Origin of the sequence: Pseudomonas sp. TAE6080 (genome assembly GCF_018732265.1) — a bacterium.
Lineage (GTDB): Bacteria > Pseudomonadota > Gammaproteobacteria > Pseudomonadales > Pseudomonadaceae > Aquipseudomonas > Aquipseudomonas brenneri.
Map to the genome: position 1 here is coordinate 78,096 of NZ_JAHIDY010000020.1, position 16,950 is coordinate 95,045.

A 16,950-nucleotide genomic window follows, 5' to 3' on the forward strand; every position below is an offset into this window, starting at 1 on the left:
AAGTCAGGCTATGTACCCCCGGTGTCATCTCCATGAATCTACGGTGACGCTTAGATGACAGCCCCCAAGGAGCCTTCCATGCCCTGGCACGCTTTGCTCGATCGACCCGACCGACTGCCCGTCCACGCCAACCTGGCCGAGGGCTACAGCATTTTATTGCAGCGTCTGGGGCCGGTGGCGCCCTTTGAGCTGGCAACACAGGGCGCGCGCCTGATGGCCACGCCCGGCCTGGCGTTTCTGGTGGGCTATCAAGCGGCGCTGCGTGCGTTATGGCCCAGCGCGCCCCACAGCCTGGGTGCTTTATGTGCGACCGAACAGCGCAGCCTGCGCCCGTTGGACATGCAGACACGCCTGGACGACCTGCGCCTGAGTGGGCGCAAGGACTTCGTCACCGCCGGTGATGCGGCCGACTGGCTACTGATCGCCGCGCGCTGCGAGGCCGCCGGTGAAAAGCCGCGCCTGAGCCTGGCGGTGGTGCTGGCCGGCGAGCCCGGCGTACGCGTGGAGCCCTTGCCTGCGATCCCGTTGATGCCCGACATCAGTCACGGGCGCGTCCACCTCGACCATGCCGCCTGCGAGCGTTTGCCGGGGGATGGTTGGGACGATTACGTCAAACCCTTCCGCACGCTGGAGGACACCTATGTACTGAGCGCGATGACCGCCTGGCTGCATGGCATCGGCCAGGAGTGTGATTGGCCCCAGGCCCTGCGTTTGCAGCTATTGGCGTTGCTGGCCGGCTGCGCCGAGGTCATTCGCCAGCCCACGGCCTCGGCGGCGGGGCATGTGTTGCTGGGGGGCTTGTTTGCACAGTTCGAGGCGCTGAAGCCGCAGGTTAATGACGCGATGGCTGCTGGGCAGTGGGCCGCTATGTGGCAGCGCGACCAGGCCGTGCTGGACCTCGCCGCCAGCGCCCGGGCCAAACGCCTGGAAAAAGCCCTGAACCCATCCCCTCTCTGACTGTGGGGCGGGTTTGTGTGGGCGGTAAGCAGTGGTTCCCAGGCTTGTCGCCAAACCGTCATTTATCTGCATTAGGCTCGCGGGTTTGAATGCCCCCGAGTGCTTGTCCATGGTCAAAGGCCTGCTGTGCGTCGCCATGCTGCTGTTCACCGCTACCGCACATGCCCAGGCCTGGCCGGCGAAGGATTGGGCCCAAGGCGTGCAATTGACCGGCCCCGCCGTGAAGGCGCTGGAGGACTATGCGTTCCCGGCCCGCAATGACCTCACCCGCCAAGGCATCCGCACCGACGCGTTGCTGGTGATCCGTGACGGCGAAGTCATTTATGAGCGCTACGCCGCGCCCACTACCGCAAGCACGCCGCACTTGACCTGGTCCATCAGCAAAAGCCTGATGGCCACGGTATTGGGCGTTGCCTACGGCGAGAACCGCTTCAAGCTCAGCGACCCGGTCGCGCGTTTCTATCCGCCGATGAAACAGCACCCGAGCATCACCCTGGCACACCTGCTGAACTGGACCTCAGGCCTGGACTGGCAGGAAGACTACGAATACGCGCCGCTGAAATCCTCGGTGGTGGCCATGCTCTACACCCGTGGCCGCGCCGATATGGCGCAGTTTGCCGCTGATACCACCCCCTTCGCCGCGCCGGGCCAGGCGTTTCGCTACTCCAGCAGTGACAGCAACCTGCTGTCCGCCGCCCTCAAGGGTATGCTCGGGCACAAGGCCTATGTCGATTATCCGTGGACCGCGCTGTTCACGCCCTTGGGAATTGGCAGCGCCACCTGGGAAAGTGACGCCAATGAAACCTTTGTCGCCTCGTCCTATGCCTACATGACCGCCCGCGACTTGGCACGAATTGGCTTGTTAATGGCACGGGACGGGTGCTGGGGCGAGCGGCAGTTGCTGCCCAAAGACTGGGTCGCGTTCAACCGGCAACCTGTCGCGCAATACCAGGCCGGGCAGGACAGTGCGGTGCCGGGTGGCCATTGGTGGCTCAACCGCGAGGTACCAGGCACCCCACGGCCCTGGCCAGATGCGCCCGACGATACCTTCGCGGCGCTGGGGCATTGGGGCCAGGCGTTATATGTGTTGCCCGAGGCAAAGCTGGTGATCGTGCGCTACGGCGATGACCGTGACGGCAGCTATCGCCACAACGAACTGCTCAAGCGCGTGCTTGCGGCGGTGCAACCATGATCCGCCGGCGTCCGTTTATCAGCCTGTTTCTCCTGCTGTTGCTCGCCTTGCTGGGTTGGATCTGGCATGAGCGCGTCAACCTGCAAGCCTTCCCCGACATCATCGGCGCCTACACCGCCAAGGAGTATTGCTCCTGCCGTTACGTGGTGGGCAACCCGGCTGACTATTGTCTGGGCTACGTGAAGCAATATGTCCCCACCAGCGCCTTTGCCGATCATCCGGATACGCGCCTGGTCACCGCCAGCGGACTGGGCCGCACCCACAGCGCCCAATGGCTGGGCGAACGCCAGGGCTGTCGCCTGTTGCCCTGAGGTTCCACAGGGTGGAACCACCTTTGATTGTCCTCGCACGCCCATCGCGGTTATCTGTGGCAATGCCACAAAAAAGAACGGGAATACCCGCCTGCGAGGAGAGTCACCATGAGCCCACACCAGCACATCCTGGATTGGCTGAGCGATGTCGCCAGCGACCTGCACGCCGTGCGCCAGGATATCCACGCCCACCCCGAACTGGGGTTCGAAGAAAACCGCACCTCGGCCCTGGTCGCCCAATCCCTGCGCAGTTGGGGTTATGAAGTGCATACCGGCATCGGCCACACCGGCGTGGTCGGCGTGCTGCGCAATGGCAGCAGCTCGCGCACCCTGGGGATTCGTGCCGACATGGACGCCTTGCCGATCATCGAAAACACCGGCGTCGCCTACAGCAGCCAACACGCCGGCTGCATGCATGCCTGCGGTCACGACGGTCACACCACCATGTTGCTGGGCGCCGCGCGTTACCTGGCGGCGACGCGTCAGTTCGACGGCACCCTCAACCTGATTTTCCAGCCGGCCGAAGAAGGCCAGGGTGGCGCTGAAGCGATGCTCGCCGATGGCTTGCTGGAGCGCTTCCCCTGTGACGCGCTGTTCGGCATGCACAACATGCCCGGCTTGCCTGCCGGCCATCTGGGCCTGCGGACGGGGCCGATGATGGCTTCCCAGGACCTGCTTACCGTGACCCTCGAAGGTGTCGGCGGCCACGGCTCCATGCCGCACCTGACCGTTGACCCGCTGGTCGCCGCCGCCAGTACGGTGATGGCCTTGCAGACGGTGGTGGCGCGCAACATCAATGCCCAGGAAGCAGCGGTGGTTACCGTCGGCGCCCTGCAAGCGGGGCAAGCGGCCAACGTGATCCCCCAGCAAGCCGTGTTGCGCCTGAGCCTGCGCGCCCTCAACGCACCGGTGCGCGAGCAGATGCTGGAGCGGGTCAAGGCGATCATCCTGACCCAGGCCGAGAGTTTTGGCTGTACTGCGCAGATCGAACACCGCCCGGCCTATCCGGTGCTGGTCAACCATGCCGCAGAAACCGAGTTCGCCCGTCAGGTAGGCATTGCCTTGCTCGGTGACGCGGCGGTCGACGCCAATACACCCAAGCTGATGGGCAGCGAAGACTTCGCCTGGATGCTCCAGCGCTGCCCCGGCAGCTACCTGTTTATCGGCAATGGTGTTTCGCGGCCGATGGTCCACAACCCCGCCTATGACTTCAACGACGACATCCTGCTGACCGGCGCCGCCTACTGGGGCGCCCTGACCGAGAGCTGGCTCAAACCGGCCTGACTCCCTGCCTTTTTCCTGCCGCTGGACCTTTCCTCAACAGGTTGAATGGAGTGTTCTCATGCAGACTTCAATAAAAGGCGTGTCCCGCACCCGGCAAGTGGTAGCGGCGGTGGTCGGCAACGCGCTGGAGTGGTACGACTTCATCGTCTACGGTTTTCTGGCCAGCATCATCGCCCGGCAGTTTTTCCCTTCGGACGATGAGTATTCGTCGCTGCTGATGGCCCTGGCCACCTTCGGCGTCGGCTTCTTCATGCGCCCGGTGGGCGGCATCCTGCTCGGCATGTACGCCGACCGCAAAGGCCGCAAGGCGGCGATGCAGTTGATTATCCGCTTGATGACCGTGTCCATCGCGCTGATCGTGTTTGCCCCCAACTACGCGGCCATCGGCATGGGCGCGCCGCTGTTGATCGTGGTGGCGCGCATGCTCCAGGGCTTTGCCACAGGCGGCGAATATGCCAGCGCCACGGCATTCCTAGTGGAAAGCGCACCGGCCCATCGCAAAGGTTTGTACGGCTCCTGGCAACTGGTCGGGCAGTGCCTGGCGGTGTTTGGCGGCGCGGCGATGGTGGCCTTGGTCACGCACTTCTTTACCCCCGAAACCCTCGACCTGTGGGGCTGGCGCCTGCCGTTTGTGTTCGGCCTGCTGATCGGCCCGGTGGGCTTGTGGATTCGCCGGCACATGGAAGACCCGGAAGAGTTTATCGAAGCACGCAAACAGGCCACCGGCCCGGCGCCAAGCCTGATGGATGTATTGCGCAACCATCGGCGCAGCATCCTGGTGAGCATGGGCCTGGCCTGCGGGGCGACGGTGTCGTTCTACGTGGTACTGGTGAATATGCCGACCTTCGCCCACAAGAACCTCGGCCTGCCCCTGGACCAGGTATTGATGGTGCAGATGTTCGCCGTGGCGCTGATGACCGTGGTGATTCCGCTGTCTGGCCTGTTGTCCGACCGCCTGGGCCGGCGGCCGGTGTTGATGGGTTTCACCCTGGCCTTTTTCGTGATGGTTTACCCGTTGTACGTGTGGGTCGCGGCGGCGCCGTCCATCGAGCGGCTGTTGGTGATGCAAGTGATGTTGTGCATCGCCATCGGCGGCTTCTTTGGCCCGGCGCCGACGGCCCTGGCCGAGCAGTTTCCCATCGAGGTGCGCTCCACCGGGGTGTCGGTGGCCTACAACGTGGCGGTGATGGTGTTCGGCGGCTTTGCCCCGCTGATCGTCACCTGGCTGAGCAAGGAGCTGGGCACACCGGTGGCTCCGGCGTTTTATGTGCTGTTCGCTTGCGTCCTGACGCTGCTGGGCACTTACTGCATGCATGAAGCGCCGAGGGTTGCAGCGCCGGCGCGCTTTACCAAGGGAGTGAAGCCTTGAAGATTGTTGAGCTCGATGCAATTGCGTTGTCCCAGGCGATCCACGCCCGGCAGGTGTCCTGCCATGAGGTGATGCAGGCCTATCTGGCGCAGATCGCGCGTTTCAACCCATCGGTCAATGCCCTGGTGTCATTGCGCGATGAAGAGCACGTGCTGGCCGAGGCCCGGGCCTGTGACCGGGAGCTGGACCAGGGCCGCTCTCGTGGCTGGATGCATGGCATGCCCCAGGCGATCAAGGATCTGGCGGCAACCAAGGGTTTGCGCACGACCATGGGCTCGCCACTGTTCGCCGAACAGGTGCCCGCTGAAGACGCCATCGCCGTGGCGCGGGTGCGGGCCAGTGGCGCGATTATCATCGGCAAGAGCAACGTGCCTGAATTCGGCCTGGGCTCGCAGACCTACAACAGCGTGTTCGGCACCACCGGCAATGCCTATGATCCGGCCTTGGCGGCCGGTGGCAGCAGCGGCGGGGCGGCGGTAGCCTTGGCGTTGCGCATGCTGCCGGTGGCCGACGGCAGCGACATGATGGGCTCGCTGCGCAACCCGGCGGCGTTCAATAACGTGTTTGGCCTGCGCCCGTCCCAGGGCCGCGTGCCCCATGGGCCGGCGCCGGAGGTGTTTGTCCAGCAACTGGCCACCGAAGGCCCGATGGGCCGCAGCGTGGCGGATGTGGCGCAGCTATTGAGCATCCAGGCTGGCTTTGACGCACGGGTGCCGTTGTCGCTCAAGGATGATCCCAGCGTATTCGGCACGCCGTTGGCCCGTGACTTCAAGGGCGCGCGCCTGGGGTGGCTGGGAGACTACAACGGCTATCTGCCAATGGACGACGGCGTGCTGGGCCTGTGTGAATCAGCCCTCGGCGATTTCAGCGCGTTGGGTTGCGCAGTGGAAAGCTGCCAGCCGGACTTTTCCATGGAGCGCTTGTGGCACACCTGGCTGGTGCATCGTCATTGGCTGGTGCAGGGCGCGCTGGGGGCGGCGTATGCCGACCCGCAAAAACGTGGGTTGCTCAAGCTGGAAGCACAGTGGGAAGTGGAGGGCGGCCTGCAACTGAGCGCAGCGGATGTGTATCAGGCCTCGTTGGCGCGCAGCGAGTGGTACCGCGCCCTGGCCAAGTTGTTCGAGCGTTACGATTTTCTGCTGTTGCCCAGTGCCCAAGTGTTCCCTTTCGATGCACAACAGCACTGGCCGCGCGTCGTTGGAGGGCAAACCATGGACACCTATCACCGCTGGATGGAGGTGGTCATCGGCCCGACATTGGCGGGGCTGCCGAGCATGAGTGTGCCGGTGGGCTTCAACCCCCGGGGACTGCCCATGGGCCTGCAAATCATTGGCCCGGCCCAGGCCGATCGCGCCGTGCTGCAACTGGCGTATGCCCATGAACAACTGACGCACTGGGTGCAGCGCCGGCCTCCAGAATGCTTGAAGGCGAATGCCTGAGCGGGCACGGCCTGTATCTTGCTGTGAAATTCGATCATCCATCAGCCACCGGGAGATCAAGCCATGGGCAGCAACGCCGACACAGGGACTGTGCGTTCAGTGGAGCGGGCACTGGCAATCATCGAGCTGCTGGGTGAACACCAGGCGCTGGGGCTGGAGGAGCTGCATTACCTGACCTGCCTGCCCAAGGCCACGGTGTCGCGGATGTTGCTGACCTTGCAGGAGCAGGGCTGGATCTATCGCGGCCTGAGCGACCGGCGTTATCGCATCAGCGCCCAGCGCTTGTTCGGCGATACCCAGCAACGCTTCAAGCGCCGCCTGGTGGAATGCGCGGCGCCCTGGTTGCTGGAACTCAGCGAGCGCACCGGGCTGGTGGCGGACTTGTCGAACTTCGACGGCGAGCGCCTGGAAGTCATGGAAAGTGCAATCCCCACGGTGCTGCGCAAGCTGTACCCGAACAACTGCCAGATCGTCGGCCAGCATGCCAGCCTGTTCCATTCGGCCATGGGCAAGGCGTGCCTGGCCGAGCTGGCGCCCGACGAAGTGCAGCGCCTGGCCAGTCGTGAGCACGTGGCGGCCGACGATCAGTACCGTGCTTGCGAACAATCCCAGCACCAGGGGTTTGGCCAGCGTACCGAAGGGTATTGGGAGTATCCGGTGCGCTTGCCGTTCCTGATCCGCGCGGTGGCGCTACCGGTGCGGGCCAATGGGCGATTGGTGGGGAGCATGGCGTTGCATTGGCCGATGCACCAGGCGCCGGTGGAGCGGGTGTTGAATTTGCACCTGGCGAGCCTGGAGGCAACCGTGCAAGGCGTGCAGCACGCACTGGCCTGAAGCGGCACCCTCCTTGTAGGAGCGAGCTTGCTCGCGAAAAACCTGGGCACACCGCGAGCATCCAGGATGCACGCGTTAGCGTTGACGATTTTCGCGAGCAAGCTCGCTCCTACAAAGGGTCTTTGCTACTGTTCGAGCAGGTTTTTATCCGCGCGAGTGTTTAATGTTCAACGTATCCGTCTTCAACCCCCTGGCCTTCCTGCTACTGGCCGCCATCGCCGTGCCTGCGCAGGCCGCCTGGTACCTGGATAACGAATCCTCACGGCTGTCGTTCGTCACCACTAAAAACACCGACCTGTCCGAAGTCCATCGCTTCCTGGTGCTGCACGGCAAGGTCGATGACAAAGGCGCGGCGCAATTGGAAGTCGAGCTGGAGTCGGTCAACAGCGGCATCCCGCTACGCGATGAACGCATGCGCAACGACCTGTTCCAAATCAAGACCCATCCCGATGCGCTGATCAACGCGCAAATCAACCTGCAACCGATCAATGACCTGGCCACCGGCGCACAGCTGGAGTTGCGCCTGCCGCTGTCGGTCACCCTGCACGGCAAGACCCAGGTCTACAACGCCGAATTGCTCGCCACGCGCCTGGATGACCGACGCTTCCAGGTGGTGACCCTGGAGCCGCTGGTGCTGCATGCCAAGGATTTTGATTTGCTTGCCGGTGTGGAAACCCTGCGCAAAGTCGCCGGCCTTGACGCGATCAGCCTGTCGGTACCGGTGGGTGCGGTGCTGATTTTCACGGCGCGCTGACATGGGCGGCGCGGTGTTCCCCTGGCGCAGCGCGAACCGCTTCGAATTACTCATCGATGGGCCGAACTTCTTCCCGCAGATGCTGGTGGGCATTGCCCGCGCCGAACAGCAGGTGGAACTTGAGCTGTATCTGGTGGAGGCGGGCGCCTGTGCCGAGGCGATGGTCCAGGCGCTGGTGCAAGCGGCCGAGCGCGGAGTTAGGGTGCGTTGCCTGTTCGATGACTATGGCAGCCTGGCCTTTACCCTGGGCCTGCGCCGACGCTTGACCGATGCCGGCGTCGAGTTGCGTTTCTACAATCGCCTGCGCTGGCGGCGCTGGATGCGCAACCTCTACCGTGACCACCGCAAGTTGCTGTTGATCGATCAGAACGTTGCCGTTGTCGGTGGCACCGGTGTCACCGATGAGTTCTGGACCCCAGGCCAGGACACCTGCGATTGGCACGAGGTCATGGTGCAAATCAGCGGCCCGCTGGTGCAGGACTGGCAAGCCCTGTTCGACCGCCAATGGCTGGTCAACGATCACCGTCGCGCCTGGAAACCGGCCCGGCACTTTGGCCTGCCGCGCCTACCCAAAGTGCCGGCGACCGGGCCGGGCCTGGGCCGGGTGGCCTATGCCGACGCCGGCCAGCACCGCGATATCTTGCAGTCATTGATCCGTGCCTTGAACAACAGCCAGCAACGTATCTGGCTGGCCACGCCGTATTTCCTGCCGACCTGGGGCGTGCGCCGAGCCCTGCGCCGGGCGGCCGGGCGCGGTGTGGATGTGCGCCTGCTGCTGACCGGGCCGCGCACCGACCATCCTTCGGTGCGCTATGCCGGGCATCGTTACTACCCGCGCCTGCTCAAGTCCGGGGTGCAGATCTTCGAATACCAGCCGTGCTTCCTGCACCTGAAGATGGTGCTGGTGGACGATTGGGTCAGCGTCGGCTCATGCAACTTCGATCACTGGAACCTGCGCTTCAACCTGGAGGCCAACCTGGAAGCCTTGGACCCTGAGTTGACGCTGGCGGTGGCGGGCAGCTTCGAGCGCGACTTTGCCCAGAGCCAGGCGGTCAGCCTGCAGGCATGGAAGGCCCGGCCATTGTGGAGGCGGGTGAAGCAGCGGGTGTGGGGGTGGATTGATCGGTTGGTGGTGAACTTGCTGGATAGGCGGGGCTAGAAAACCGAAGGTGGAACTGTAGGCGTTCATCACGCCACTGACGAAATGCTCAACTTAGTTGTTACCGACCGGGTGCTGATGAGCCGGCACTCATCCAGACCAATGAGTAATTAACAATGACGTCATCGATTAATGCCCCCTCACTCCCTACCCAACAGGCTACCCACGGCCGAACGCGTCGTGATGCGGAAAGTACTGACGAAGCCAACCGGCTATTCAATGACCTTGCGACTTCACCTGCTGAAGAAAGGCAGCAGCGTTTAACCACAGCGCTGGGTCAGTTGCAGATCTACAACCCTCCAGGCATGTGGCTGAATGATTCTGCTCGCAACCGTTTCGACGACTTGACGAAGGACTTCGCACAAAAACAGGAGATCAGCTATGACGAAGCTCATGACTTGATCAAGGAGAAATTGAAGGAAGAGGCCCCAGAGCTCCTTCTTAAAGATATTCCTGCCGACCTTCTTACCGCCGACCCCAAGTGGGAGAGGGTTATTGCTAAGGCTGCTCAAGTCAAAGATAGCGTCAATCTTGAGGACATGACTTACGCAGAGTTCAAACAGGCCTACTTGACGTAATACAAGCCATCAAGATGCATAAACTCTGACTTTCCTGCGGGGTAGAAGCCTCGGCTCATCAGGTGAACCGAGGTGAAACCATCGCAGGCAAGCTAGCTCCTACACTGAGCGCATTTACAGCTTCAAATCAGAGCAGTTCAAAGCTCTGCTGCTGCACATCCTGGGAATCCAACCCGATCTGCACATTGAACTCACCCGGTTCGGCGGCGAACTTGAGCTGGGTGTTGTAGAACTTCAAGTCATCCTCGCTAATGCTGAAGTGCACCACCTTTGATTCGCCGGCCTTGAGCAGGATCTTCTGAAAGTTCTTCAGTTCCTTGATCGGGCGGATCATCGAGCCGGCCACGTCCTGGATGTACAACTGCACCACGGTTTCGCCATCCACCTTGCCGGTGTTTTTCAGGGTGACACTGGCGTCGAGCTTGCCGGTCTTGTTCAGGGTGGTGGACGACAGCGCCATGTCCGACAGGCTGAACGTGGTGTAGCTCAGGCCATAACCGAACGGATACAGGGGGCCTGTGGTGTCGTCGAAGTACTGCGAGGTGTAGTTGCCCGGTTTGCCCGGCGTGAACGGTCGGCCAATGGTCAGGTGGTTGTAGTAGGTAGGAATCTGCCCCACCGAGCGTGGGAAGGTGATCGGCAGCTTGCCCGACGGGTTGTAGTCACCAAACAGCACATCGGCAATCGCGTTGCCGCCTTCGGTGCCGGAGAACCAGGTTTCGAGGATCGCGTCGGCCTGTTGGTTCTCTTCGAGGATCGACAATGGTCGACCGTTCATCAGCACCAGCACCAGCGGCTTGCCCGTGGCCTTGAGGGCCTTGATCAGGTCACGCTGGCTTTGCGGGATGTTCAGGTCAGTACGGCTGGAGGACTCGTGGGACATGCCACGGGACTCGCCTACGGCAGCCACCACCACATCGGCATTTTTCGCGGCCTTGACCGCTTCGTCGATCAGCACCTGGGCCGAACGTGGGTCATCCACCACTTCCGGGGCATCGAAGTTGAGGAAGTTGAGGTAATCGAGCACGGCTTTGTCGCTGGTGATGTTGGCGCCACGGGCGTAGATCACTTTGCCTTTTTCGCCGATCACCGTGTTCATGCCGTCCAACAGGGTCACCGATTGCGCGGGTTTGCCGGCGGCGGCCCAACTGCCCATCATGTCGATGGGGGCCTTGGCCAGCGGGCCGACCAGGGCGATGGTCGCGGATTTCTTCAGCGGCAGGGTGTCGTTCTGGTTCTTCAGCAACACCAGGCTGCGCCGCGCGATGTCGCGGGCTTCACTGCGGTGCAGGCGGCTTTCGGCATAGGTGTCGACCGGATCATCCTCGGCCTTGCCGATACGCAGGTACGGGTCGGCGAACAGGCCCATGTCGTATTTGGCGCCGAGCACTTCACGCACGGCGTTGTCGATGTCTTTTTGCTCGATCTCGCCGGACTTCAGCAGCCCCGGCAGTTCCTTGCCGTAGAGCTGATCGTTCATGCTCATGTCGATGCCAGCCTTGATCGCCAGCTTGGCCGCTTCGCGCCCGTCCTTGGCCACGCCGTGCTTGATCAGTTCGAAGATCGCGCCGTGGTCGCTCACGGTCAGGCCCTTGAAGCCCCATTCCTTGCGCAGCAGGTCGTTCATCAGCCAGGTGTTGGCGGTGGCCGGTACGCCATTGATCGAGTTCAACGCCACCATCACGCCGCCGGCGCCGGCCTTGATTGCCGCGTGGTACGGCGGCAGATAGTCCTGGTACATCTTGACCGGGCTCATGTCGACCACGTTGTAGTCGCGACCGCCTTCCACTGCGCCGTACAGGGCGAAGTGCTTGACGCTGGCCATGATGCTGTCGGCCTGGGCCGGGCTTGGGCCCTGGAAGGCCTTGACCATCACTTCGCTGATGCGCGACACCAGGTAGGTGTCCTCGCCGAAGCCTTCGGAGGTGCGGCCCCAACGGGCATCGCGGGAAATATCGACCATCGGTGCGAAGGTGATGTCGAGGCTGTCTGCCGCGGCTTCCTTGGCGGCAATGCGCCCGGAGCGGCCGATGGCGTCCATGTCCCAGCTAGAGGCCAGGGCCAGGCTGATCGGGAAAATGGTGCGGTGGCCGTGGATCACGTCATAGGCGAAGAACATCGGGATCTTCAGGCGGCTGCGCATGGCCGCGTCCTGCATCGGACGGTTTTCCGGGCGGGTGATGGAGTTGAAGGTCCCGCCAATACGCCCGGCGGCGATTTCCTTGCGGATCATCTCGCGCGGCATTTCCGGGCCGATGCTGATCAGGCGCAACTGGCCGATCTTTTCATCCAGGGTCATCTGCTTGAGCAGGTCGCTGACGAAGGCGTCCTTGTCTTTAAGCGCAGCGGGCTTGGTCTCGGCAACGACAGGGTGACTGGCCAGAGTGGCAACAAGGCCCAGCAAACACAGCTTTTTCATGAATATCCTTTTTCGGCTCACTGCACCGTGTTCAAGGTAAACGCGGTTCGGCCAAAATGTGGGGAGCGACTATTGTTGTTCGGGTGTTGTTCAGATAAATAACGCACACTTCTGAACTCTGATTCGCGTTGGGCATCTTTTTAGCTGATTGATTCGATGCAATCCAGTTACGGTGGCCGATTATGCCCCAAGCGCGTGATGTATAGGGTGAGTCGTCAAATTCCATAAGGTTGGCCAGGAGAAACACCATGCAAGCAGCACAAACTATTCGATGGGGCTGGAAAGCCGCGGCCCTGCTACTGATCAGCAGCGTGCTGAGCGGTTGCGGCATCAACAAGATCCCGACCCTGGACGAACAGGTCAAGGCGGCCTGGGCCCAGGTGCAGAACCAGTATCAGCGGCGTGCCGACCTGATCCCCAATCTGGTGGAAGTGGTCAAGGGCTATGCCGCCCACGAGCAAGACACCCTCACCGCCGTGATTGAGGCGCGGGCCAAGGCGACTTCGATCCAGGTCGATGCCAGCACCCTCGACAACCCGGAAAAACTCAAGCAGTTCCAGCAGGCCCAGGAAGGCTTGAGTGGTGCCCTCAGCCGCCTGATGGTGGTGTCCGAGCGTTATCCGGACCTGAAGGCCAACCAGAACTTCCTGGCCCTGCAATCGCAGCTGGAAGGCACTGAAAACCGTATCAGCGTGGCCCGTCGCGACTTTATCGCCGCCGTGCAGGCCTTCAACACCGAGATCCGTACCTTCCCAGGCCGCCTGTGGCACAGCGTGATGTACAGCGACTTGCCAATGCGCGCCAACTTCGAGGCCACCAGTGCCGATGCCGATAAAGCGCCGCAAGTGAAGTTCTGATGGGCCAGCGCGTTTGGTGGCTGGCGGCGTGGCTGCTGTCTTTTTGCCTGACGGCCCAGGCAGCACCGGACTTTCCGGCGCTGACCGGGCGGGTGGTCGATAACGCACAAATGATCGACCCGCCGGTGCGTGCGCAACTGAGCCAGCAATTGCAGACGCTGGAGCAGACCACCGGTGCCCAGGTCGTGGTGGTCACTGTGCCCGACCTGCAAGGCCTGCCCATTGAAGACTTCGGTTTTCAACTGGGCCGGCACTGGGGCATCGGGCAAAAGGGCAAGGACAACGGCGCGCTGCTGATCGTCGCCCGGGACGAGCGCCAGTTGCGCATCGAAGTGGGTTATGGCCTGGAAGGCGTGCTCACCGATGCGCAGTCGTGGGTGATCATCAACCAGGTGATTGCGCCGGCGTTCAAGGCCGGCAACTTCACCAAGGGCATCAGCGACGGCGTGGCGGCGATGGTGCAAGTGGTCGGCGGTGAGCCGCTGGCGGTGCCGGCCCATGTGGCCGACCCCAACTTTGCCAAGGACAACCCGGCGTTCTCCATCGGTCTGTTTATTTTGCTGCTGGTGGTGTTGTGGCTGTGCAACCGCATGGGGCTGCCGGTAGGCGCCATTCTGCTGGCGATTCTCAGCAGCAGTGGGCGTGGCGGCGGTGGAGGCGGGGGCGGCGGCGGTTTCAGGGGCGGCGGCGGTGGTTTTGGCGGCGGCGGGGCTTCAGGTGGCTGGTAATGACAATAACTAAAGAGCATCTACAACCATGGCTTTACTGACTGAACACGAGCAGCGCCAGGTCGCCGAAGCGATCGCCAGGGTCGAACAACAGACCGACGCCGAACTGGTGACCGTACTCGCCGCCCGCGCCGATGACTACGCCTACATCCCGCTGTTGTGGGCCAGTGTGGTGGCATTGGTGGTGCCGGGGATCGTGCATTACCTGTCGGGCTGGCTGACCATGCACACCTTGCTGCTGGCGCAGTGGGCGACGTTTGTCGTGCTGTGCCTGGTGTTCCGCCTGCCAAAGATCACCACCCACCTGATCCCGCGTTCGGTGCGGCATTGGCGCGCGTCGAACCTGGCGCGTCGACAGTTCCTGGAGCAGAACCTGCACCACACGCTGGGCAGCACCGGGGTGCTGATTTTTGTCAGTGAAGCCGAGCGGTATGTGGAGATCCTGGTGGATGACGGGATTTCCAAGCGCCTGGATGACAAAAGTTGGGATGTGATCGTCAAGGCGTTTACCCAGCAAGTGAAGCAGGGGCAGACGTTGGCAGGGTTCATTGCCTGCATCGAAGCCTGTGGCGAATTGTTGAAAGTGCATGTGCCGGTGACGCAAACCCGCAATGAGCTGCCGAACCGCCTGATCGTCCTCAAGTAATCTGTGGGAGCTGGCTCCTACACAAGCCAGCTCCTACAGAAAGCAGCTTCCGCATTTTGAAGTGTGCTGACCGTTGGGCAAATAACTCCGTGCCCTGGCGCCCCATCCCCCCTAAAATGCCCGGCATTCCCTGCCCGAGGCGTTTTTGTTCATGTCTGTCACCGCTAAACCCACCAGCCCTGCGCCGGATCATCACGCCCAGTTCATCGAACTGTTGGGCGCAAGCCTTGGGCAAAACGCCTTTATCAAGCTGGTGCTGGCCAAGTACGTGGGTGAAGAAGCCGAGTTGCAGCGGCTGATCATCAAACCGGTGACGGTCAAGGAGCAGCCATGCCTGTCCTTCGTCTATCGCTACAAGACCCGTGACATCACCAAGAACTTCTCCGTGGACGATGGCGTGGCGGCGATTGCCGCGCTGCTGCCTGCCTCGTTCAAGAACGCGCACCTGCTGTCGTTGACCGACGAGGCGCAGCTCGAATACAGCAAGAAGAACAAAAGCTCGCTGTTCAAGAGCAAACCCCAGCAACTGCGGGAAGCGCCGTCGGCCGAGCACAACCGCGAGAAACACCGCTTCCTTGACCTCGGCCGGCCGTTCCTCGCCGACCTGGGCGTGACCAACGCCAGGCACGAGCTGATCCCGGCGATGTCGCGCAAGTGGAAGCAGATCAACAAGTTCATCGAAGTATTCAGCCATGCGCTGACCTCGTCCCCCTTGCAACTGAACCGGCCCGTGCGGGTCGCGGATTTTGGTTCGGGCAAGGGCTACCTGACATTCGCCATCCACGACTACCTGCGCAACACCCTCAAGGCCGAAGGCCAGGTGACGGGTGTCGAGTTGCGCGAAGACATGGTGACCCTGTGCAACAACGCCGCCGCCCGCCTGGAGCACCCGGGGCTGGTGTTCAAGTGCGGTGACGTGCGCAGCGTGGCGCCCAGCGAGCTGGACGTGATGATCGCCCTGCATGCCTGCGACATCGCCACCGACTATGCGATCCACACCGGCATCCGTTCCGGTGCGTCGATCATCATGTGTTCGCCGTGCTGCCACAAACAGATCCGCTTGCAGATCCAGAGCCCGGCGCTGCTCAAGCCGATGCTGCAATACGGCCTGCACCTGGGCCAGCAGGCGGAAATGGTCACCGACAGCTTGCGCGCGTTGTTCCTGGAAGCTTGTGGGTATGAAACCAAGGTGTTCGAGTTCATCTCGCTGGACCACACCAACAAGAACAAGATGATTTTGGCGGTCAAGCGTGCCGAGCCTTCGGATAACGCGCAGTTGCTGGAGAAGATCCGCGAGTTGAAGGCGTTCTACCAGATCAGCGAGCACTGCCTGGAAACCCTGCTGCGCGCCGATAACTACCTGCCCTGACAGGCGACTCGGTCCCTGTGGGAGCTGGCTTGCCTGCGATCGCGGTGTGTCAGTACCGAATGGGTTGACTGACACTCTGCTATCGCAGGCAAGCCAGCTCCCACATTAGACTGTGCTCGGCCTGGGCGCCGGCTGCACAGCCGTCTTGCGCCCCAGCATCACCGTCACGATCACCCCGCAGGCAAACAGCCAGGTAATCGGTTCGATGTGCTCACCAAAAAACAACGCGGAAAAGGCGATGGTGAAAAAGATCTGCAGCAGCTGGATCTGGCTGACCCGGGCGATCCCGCCCATGGCCAACCCGGCGTACCAGGCAAAGAACCCCAGGAACTGCGAGAACAGCGAGACGTAGCCAAACGCCCACCAGGTGCGGGCCGAAATCGCGCCTTCGTGTTGCAGCGCCAGGTACGCCACCGGCCCGATCAGCAGCGGCGTCGACAGCACCAGTGCCCAGCAGATCACTTGCCAGCCCCCCATTTCCTTGGCCAGCCGGCCGCCTTCGGCATAGCCCAGGCCACCCACGGCAATCGCTCCGAGCATCAGCAAGTCCCCGGCCTGGATGCTACCGGCGCCGCTGATCAGCGCATAACCGAGCACCAACGCACTGCCCAGCGCCGCGCAGGCCCAGAAGGCTTTTGACGGTCGTTCATGGGACAGCCACGCCGCATACAGCGCCACGCACAGGGGTTGCAGGCCGTTGACCAGGGCGCCGTGGGAGGCGGGCAGGGTTTGCATGGCCCAGGCCGACAGCACTGGGAAACCGAGGATCACTCCGGCAATCACCAGGCTCAGGCCGCGTACCTGGCGCCAGGTCGGCCAGGCTTCGCGACGCCACAGCAACAGCAAGGCTGCCGGCACCGCCGCGAACAACGCGCGGCCCAGGCCATTGAGCAACGGGTGGATTTCCTGCACCACGATGCGGGTGAAGGGCAAGGTCAGGCTGAAGATAATCACGCCGAGCAGGCCGAGGGCCATGCCGGTGTTTTCGCGCGAATTCATGGGTACAACCGGATCGAATGGGCTGGAAGAGATTGCCCATCTAGCCACAAAGCCC

The 16,950-nt window shown here is 62.4% G+C and carries 16 protein-coding genes; 14 read left to right on the top strand and 2 right to left on the bottom strand.

What is annotated here, in order from left to right; translation table 11 throughout:
- Positions 1-78 precede the first annotated feature (78 nt).
- From KL786_RS16405 to KL786_RS16450, 10 genes are all read left to right on the top strand, one after another.
- On the top strand, positions 79-957 hold the full coding sequence (locus tag KL786_RS16405; RefSeq protein ID WP_215518294.1) for an acyl-CoA dehydrogenase middle domain-containing protein: 879 nt from the start codon (positions 79-81) through the stop codon (positions 955-957).
- Positions 958-1,066: 109 nt separating this feature from the next.
- Complete coding sequence (locus KL786_RS16410) at positions 1,067-2,149, top strand: serine hydrolase domain-containing protein (RefSeq protein ID WP_215518295.1); 1,083 nt, start codon at positions 1,067-1,069, stop codon at positions 2,147-2,149.
- Complete coding sequence (locus KL786_RS16415) at positions 2,146-2,460, top strand: amidase (RefSeq protein WP_215518296.1); 315 nt, start codon at positions 2,146-2,148, stop codon at positions 2,458-2,460. Before KL786_RS16410 ends, KL786_RS16415 begins: the two co-directional genes overlap by 4 nt.
- A gap of 108 nt (positions 2,461-2,568) precedes the next feature.
- Positions 2,569-3,744, top strand: a complete 1,176-nt coding sequence (locus tag KL786_RS16420; RefSeq protein ID WP_215518297.1) for a M20 aminoacylase family protein — start codon at positions 2,569-2,571, stop codon at positions 3,742-3,744.
- Positions 3,745-3,802: 58 nt separating this feature from the next.
- Entirely contained in the window at positions 3,803-5,113 is a 1,311-nt protein-coding gene (locus KL786_RS16425; RefSeq protein WP_215518298.1) for a citrate-proton symporter, read from the top strand.
- Positions 5,110-6,552 carry an amidase gene (locus tag KL786_RS16430; RefSeq protein ID WP_215518299.1) on the top strand — a complete coding sequence of 481 codons (1,443 nt, stop codon included), beginning with the start codon at positions 5,110-5,112 and terminating at the stop codon, positions 6,550-6,552. The genes KL786_RS16425 and KL786_RS16430 overlap by 4 nt, the downstream gene beginning before the upstream one ends.
- 63 nt (positions 6,553-6,615) lie before the next feature.
- Positions 6,616-7,386: an IclR family transcriptional regulator gene (locus KL786_RS16435; RefSeq protein WP_215518300.1), complete on the top strand. Its 771-nt coding sequence runs from the start codon at positions 6,616-6,618 to the stop codon at positions 7,384-7,386.
- 163 nt (positions 7,387-7,549) lie between these two features.
- A complete protein-coding gene (locus tag KL786_RS16440) occupies positions 7,550-8,140 on the top strand; it encodes a YceI family protein (RefSeq protein ID WP_215518301.1) in 591 nt (196 codons plus the stop codon).
- Position 8,141: 1 nt separating this feature from the next.
- On the top strand, positions 8,142-9,299 hold the full coding sequence (locus tag KL786_RS16445; protein WP_032857992.1) for a phospholipase D-like domain-containing protein: 1,158 nt from the start codon (positions 8,142-8,144) through the stop codon (positions 9,297-9,299).
- A gap of 116 nt (positions 9,300-9,415) precedes the next feature.
- Positions 9,416-9,877 carry a hypothetical protein gene (locus tag KL786_RS16450; protein ID WP_215518302.1) on the top strand — a complete coding sequence of 154 codons (462 nt, stop codon included), beginning with the start codon at positions 9,416-9,418 and terminating at the stop codon, positions 9,875-9,877.
- Positions 9,878-10,004: 127 nt separating this feature from the next.
- Here the strand turns inward: KL786_RS16450 and bglX are convergent, their stop codons facing one another.
- Entirely contained in the window at positions 10,005-12,296 is a 2,292-nt protein-coding gene (bglX, locus tag KL786_RS16455; RefSeq protein ID WP_215518303.1) for a beta-glucosidase BglX, read from the bottom strand.
- A gap of 248 nt (positions 12,297-12,544) precedes the next feature.
- Between bglX and KL786_RS16460 the strand changes: the two genes are divergently transcribed.
- From KL786_RS16460 to KL786_RS16475, 4 genes are all read left to right on the top strand, one after another.
- On the top strand, positions 12,545-13,153 hold the full coding sequence (locus KL786_RS16460) for a LemA family protein (RefSeq protein WP_032857987.1): 609 nt from the start codon (positions 12,545-12,547) through the stop codon (positions 13,151-13,153).
- Positions 13,153-13,881, top strand: a complete 729-nt coding sequence (locus KL786_RS16465; RefSeq protein WP_032857986.1) for a TPM domain-containing protein — start codon at positions 13,153-13,155, stop codon at positions 13,879-13,881. Before KL786_RS16460 ends, KL786_RS16465 begins: the two co-directional genes overlap by 1 nt.
- Positions 13,882-13,909: 28 nt before the next feature.
- Positions 13,910-14,527 carry a TPM domain-containing protein gene (locus tag KL786_RS16470; RefSeq protein ID WP_215518304.1) on the top strand — a complete coding sequence of 206 codons (618 nt, stop codon included), beginning with the start codon at positions 13,910-13,912 and terminating at the stop codon, positions 14,525-14,527.
- A gap of 151 nt (positions 14,528-14,678) precedes the next feature.
- The gene (locus KL786_RS16475) at positions 14,679-15,896 is read left to right on the top strand and encodes a class I SAM-dependent methyltransferase (protein ID WP_215518305.1); all 1,218 of its coding nucleotides are present in this window, start codon (positions 14,679-14,681) and stop codon (positions 15,894-15,896) included.
- Positions 15,897-16,001: 105 nt separating this feature from the next.
- On the opposite strand, the gene KL786_RS16480 is transcribed toward KL786_RS16475, so the two are convergent.
- Complete coding sequence (locus KL786_RS16480) at positions 16,002-16,895, bottom strand: DMT family transporter (RefSeq protein ID WP_215518306.1); 894 nt, start codon at positions 16,893-16,895, stop codon at positions 16,002-16,004.
- Positions 16,896-16,950 lie beyond the last annotated feature (55 nt).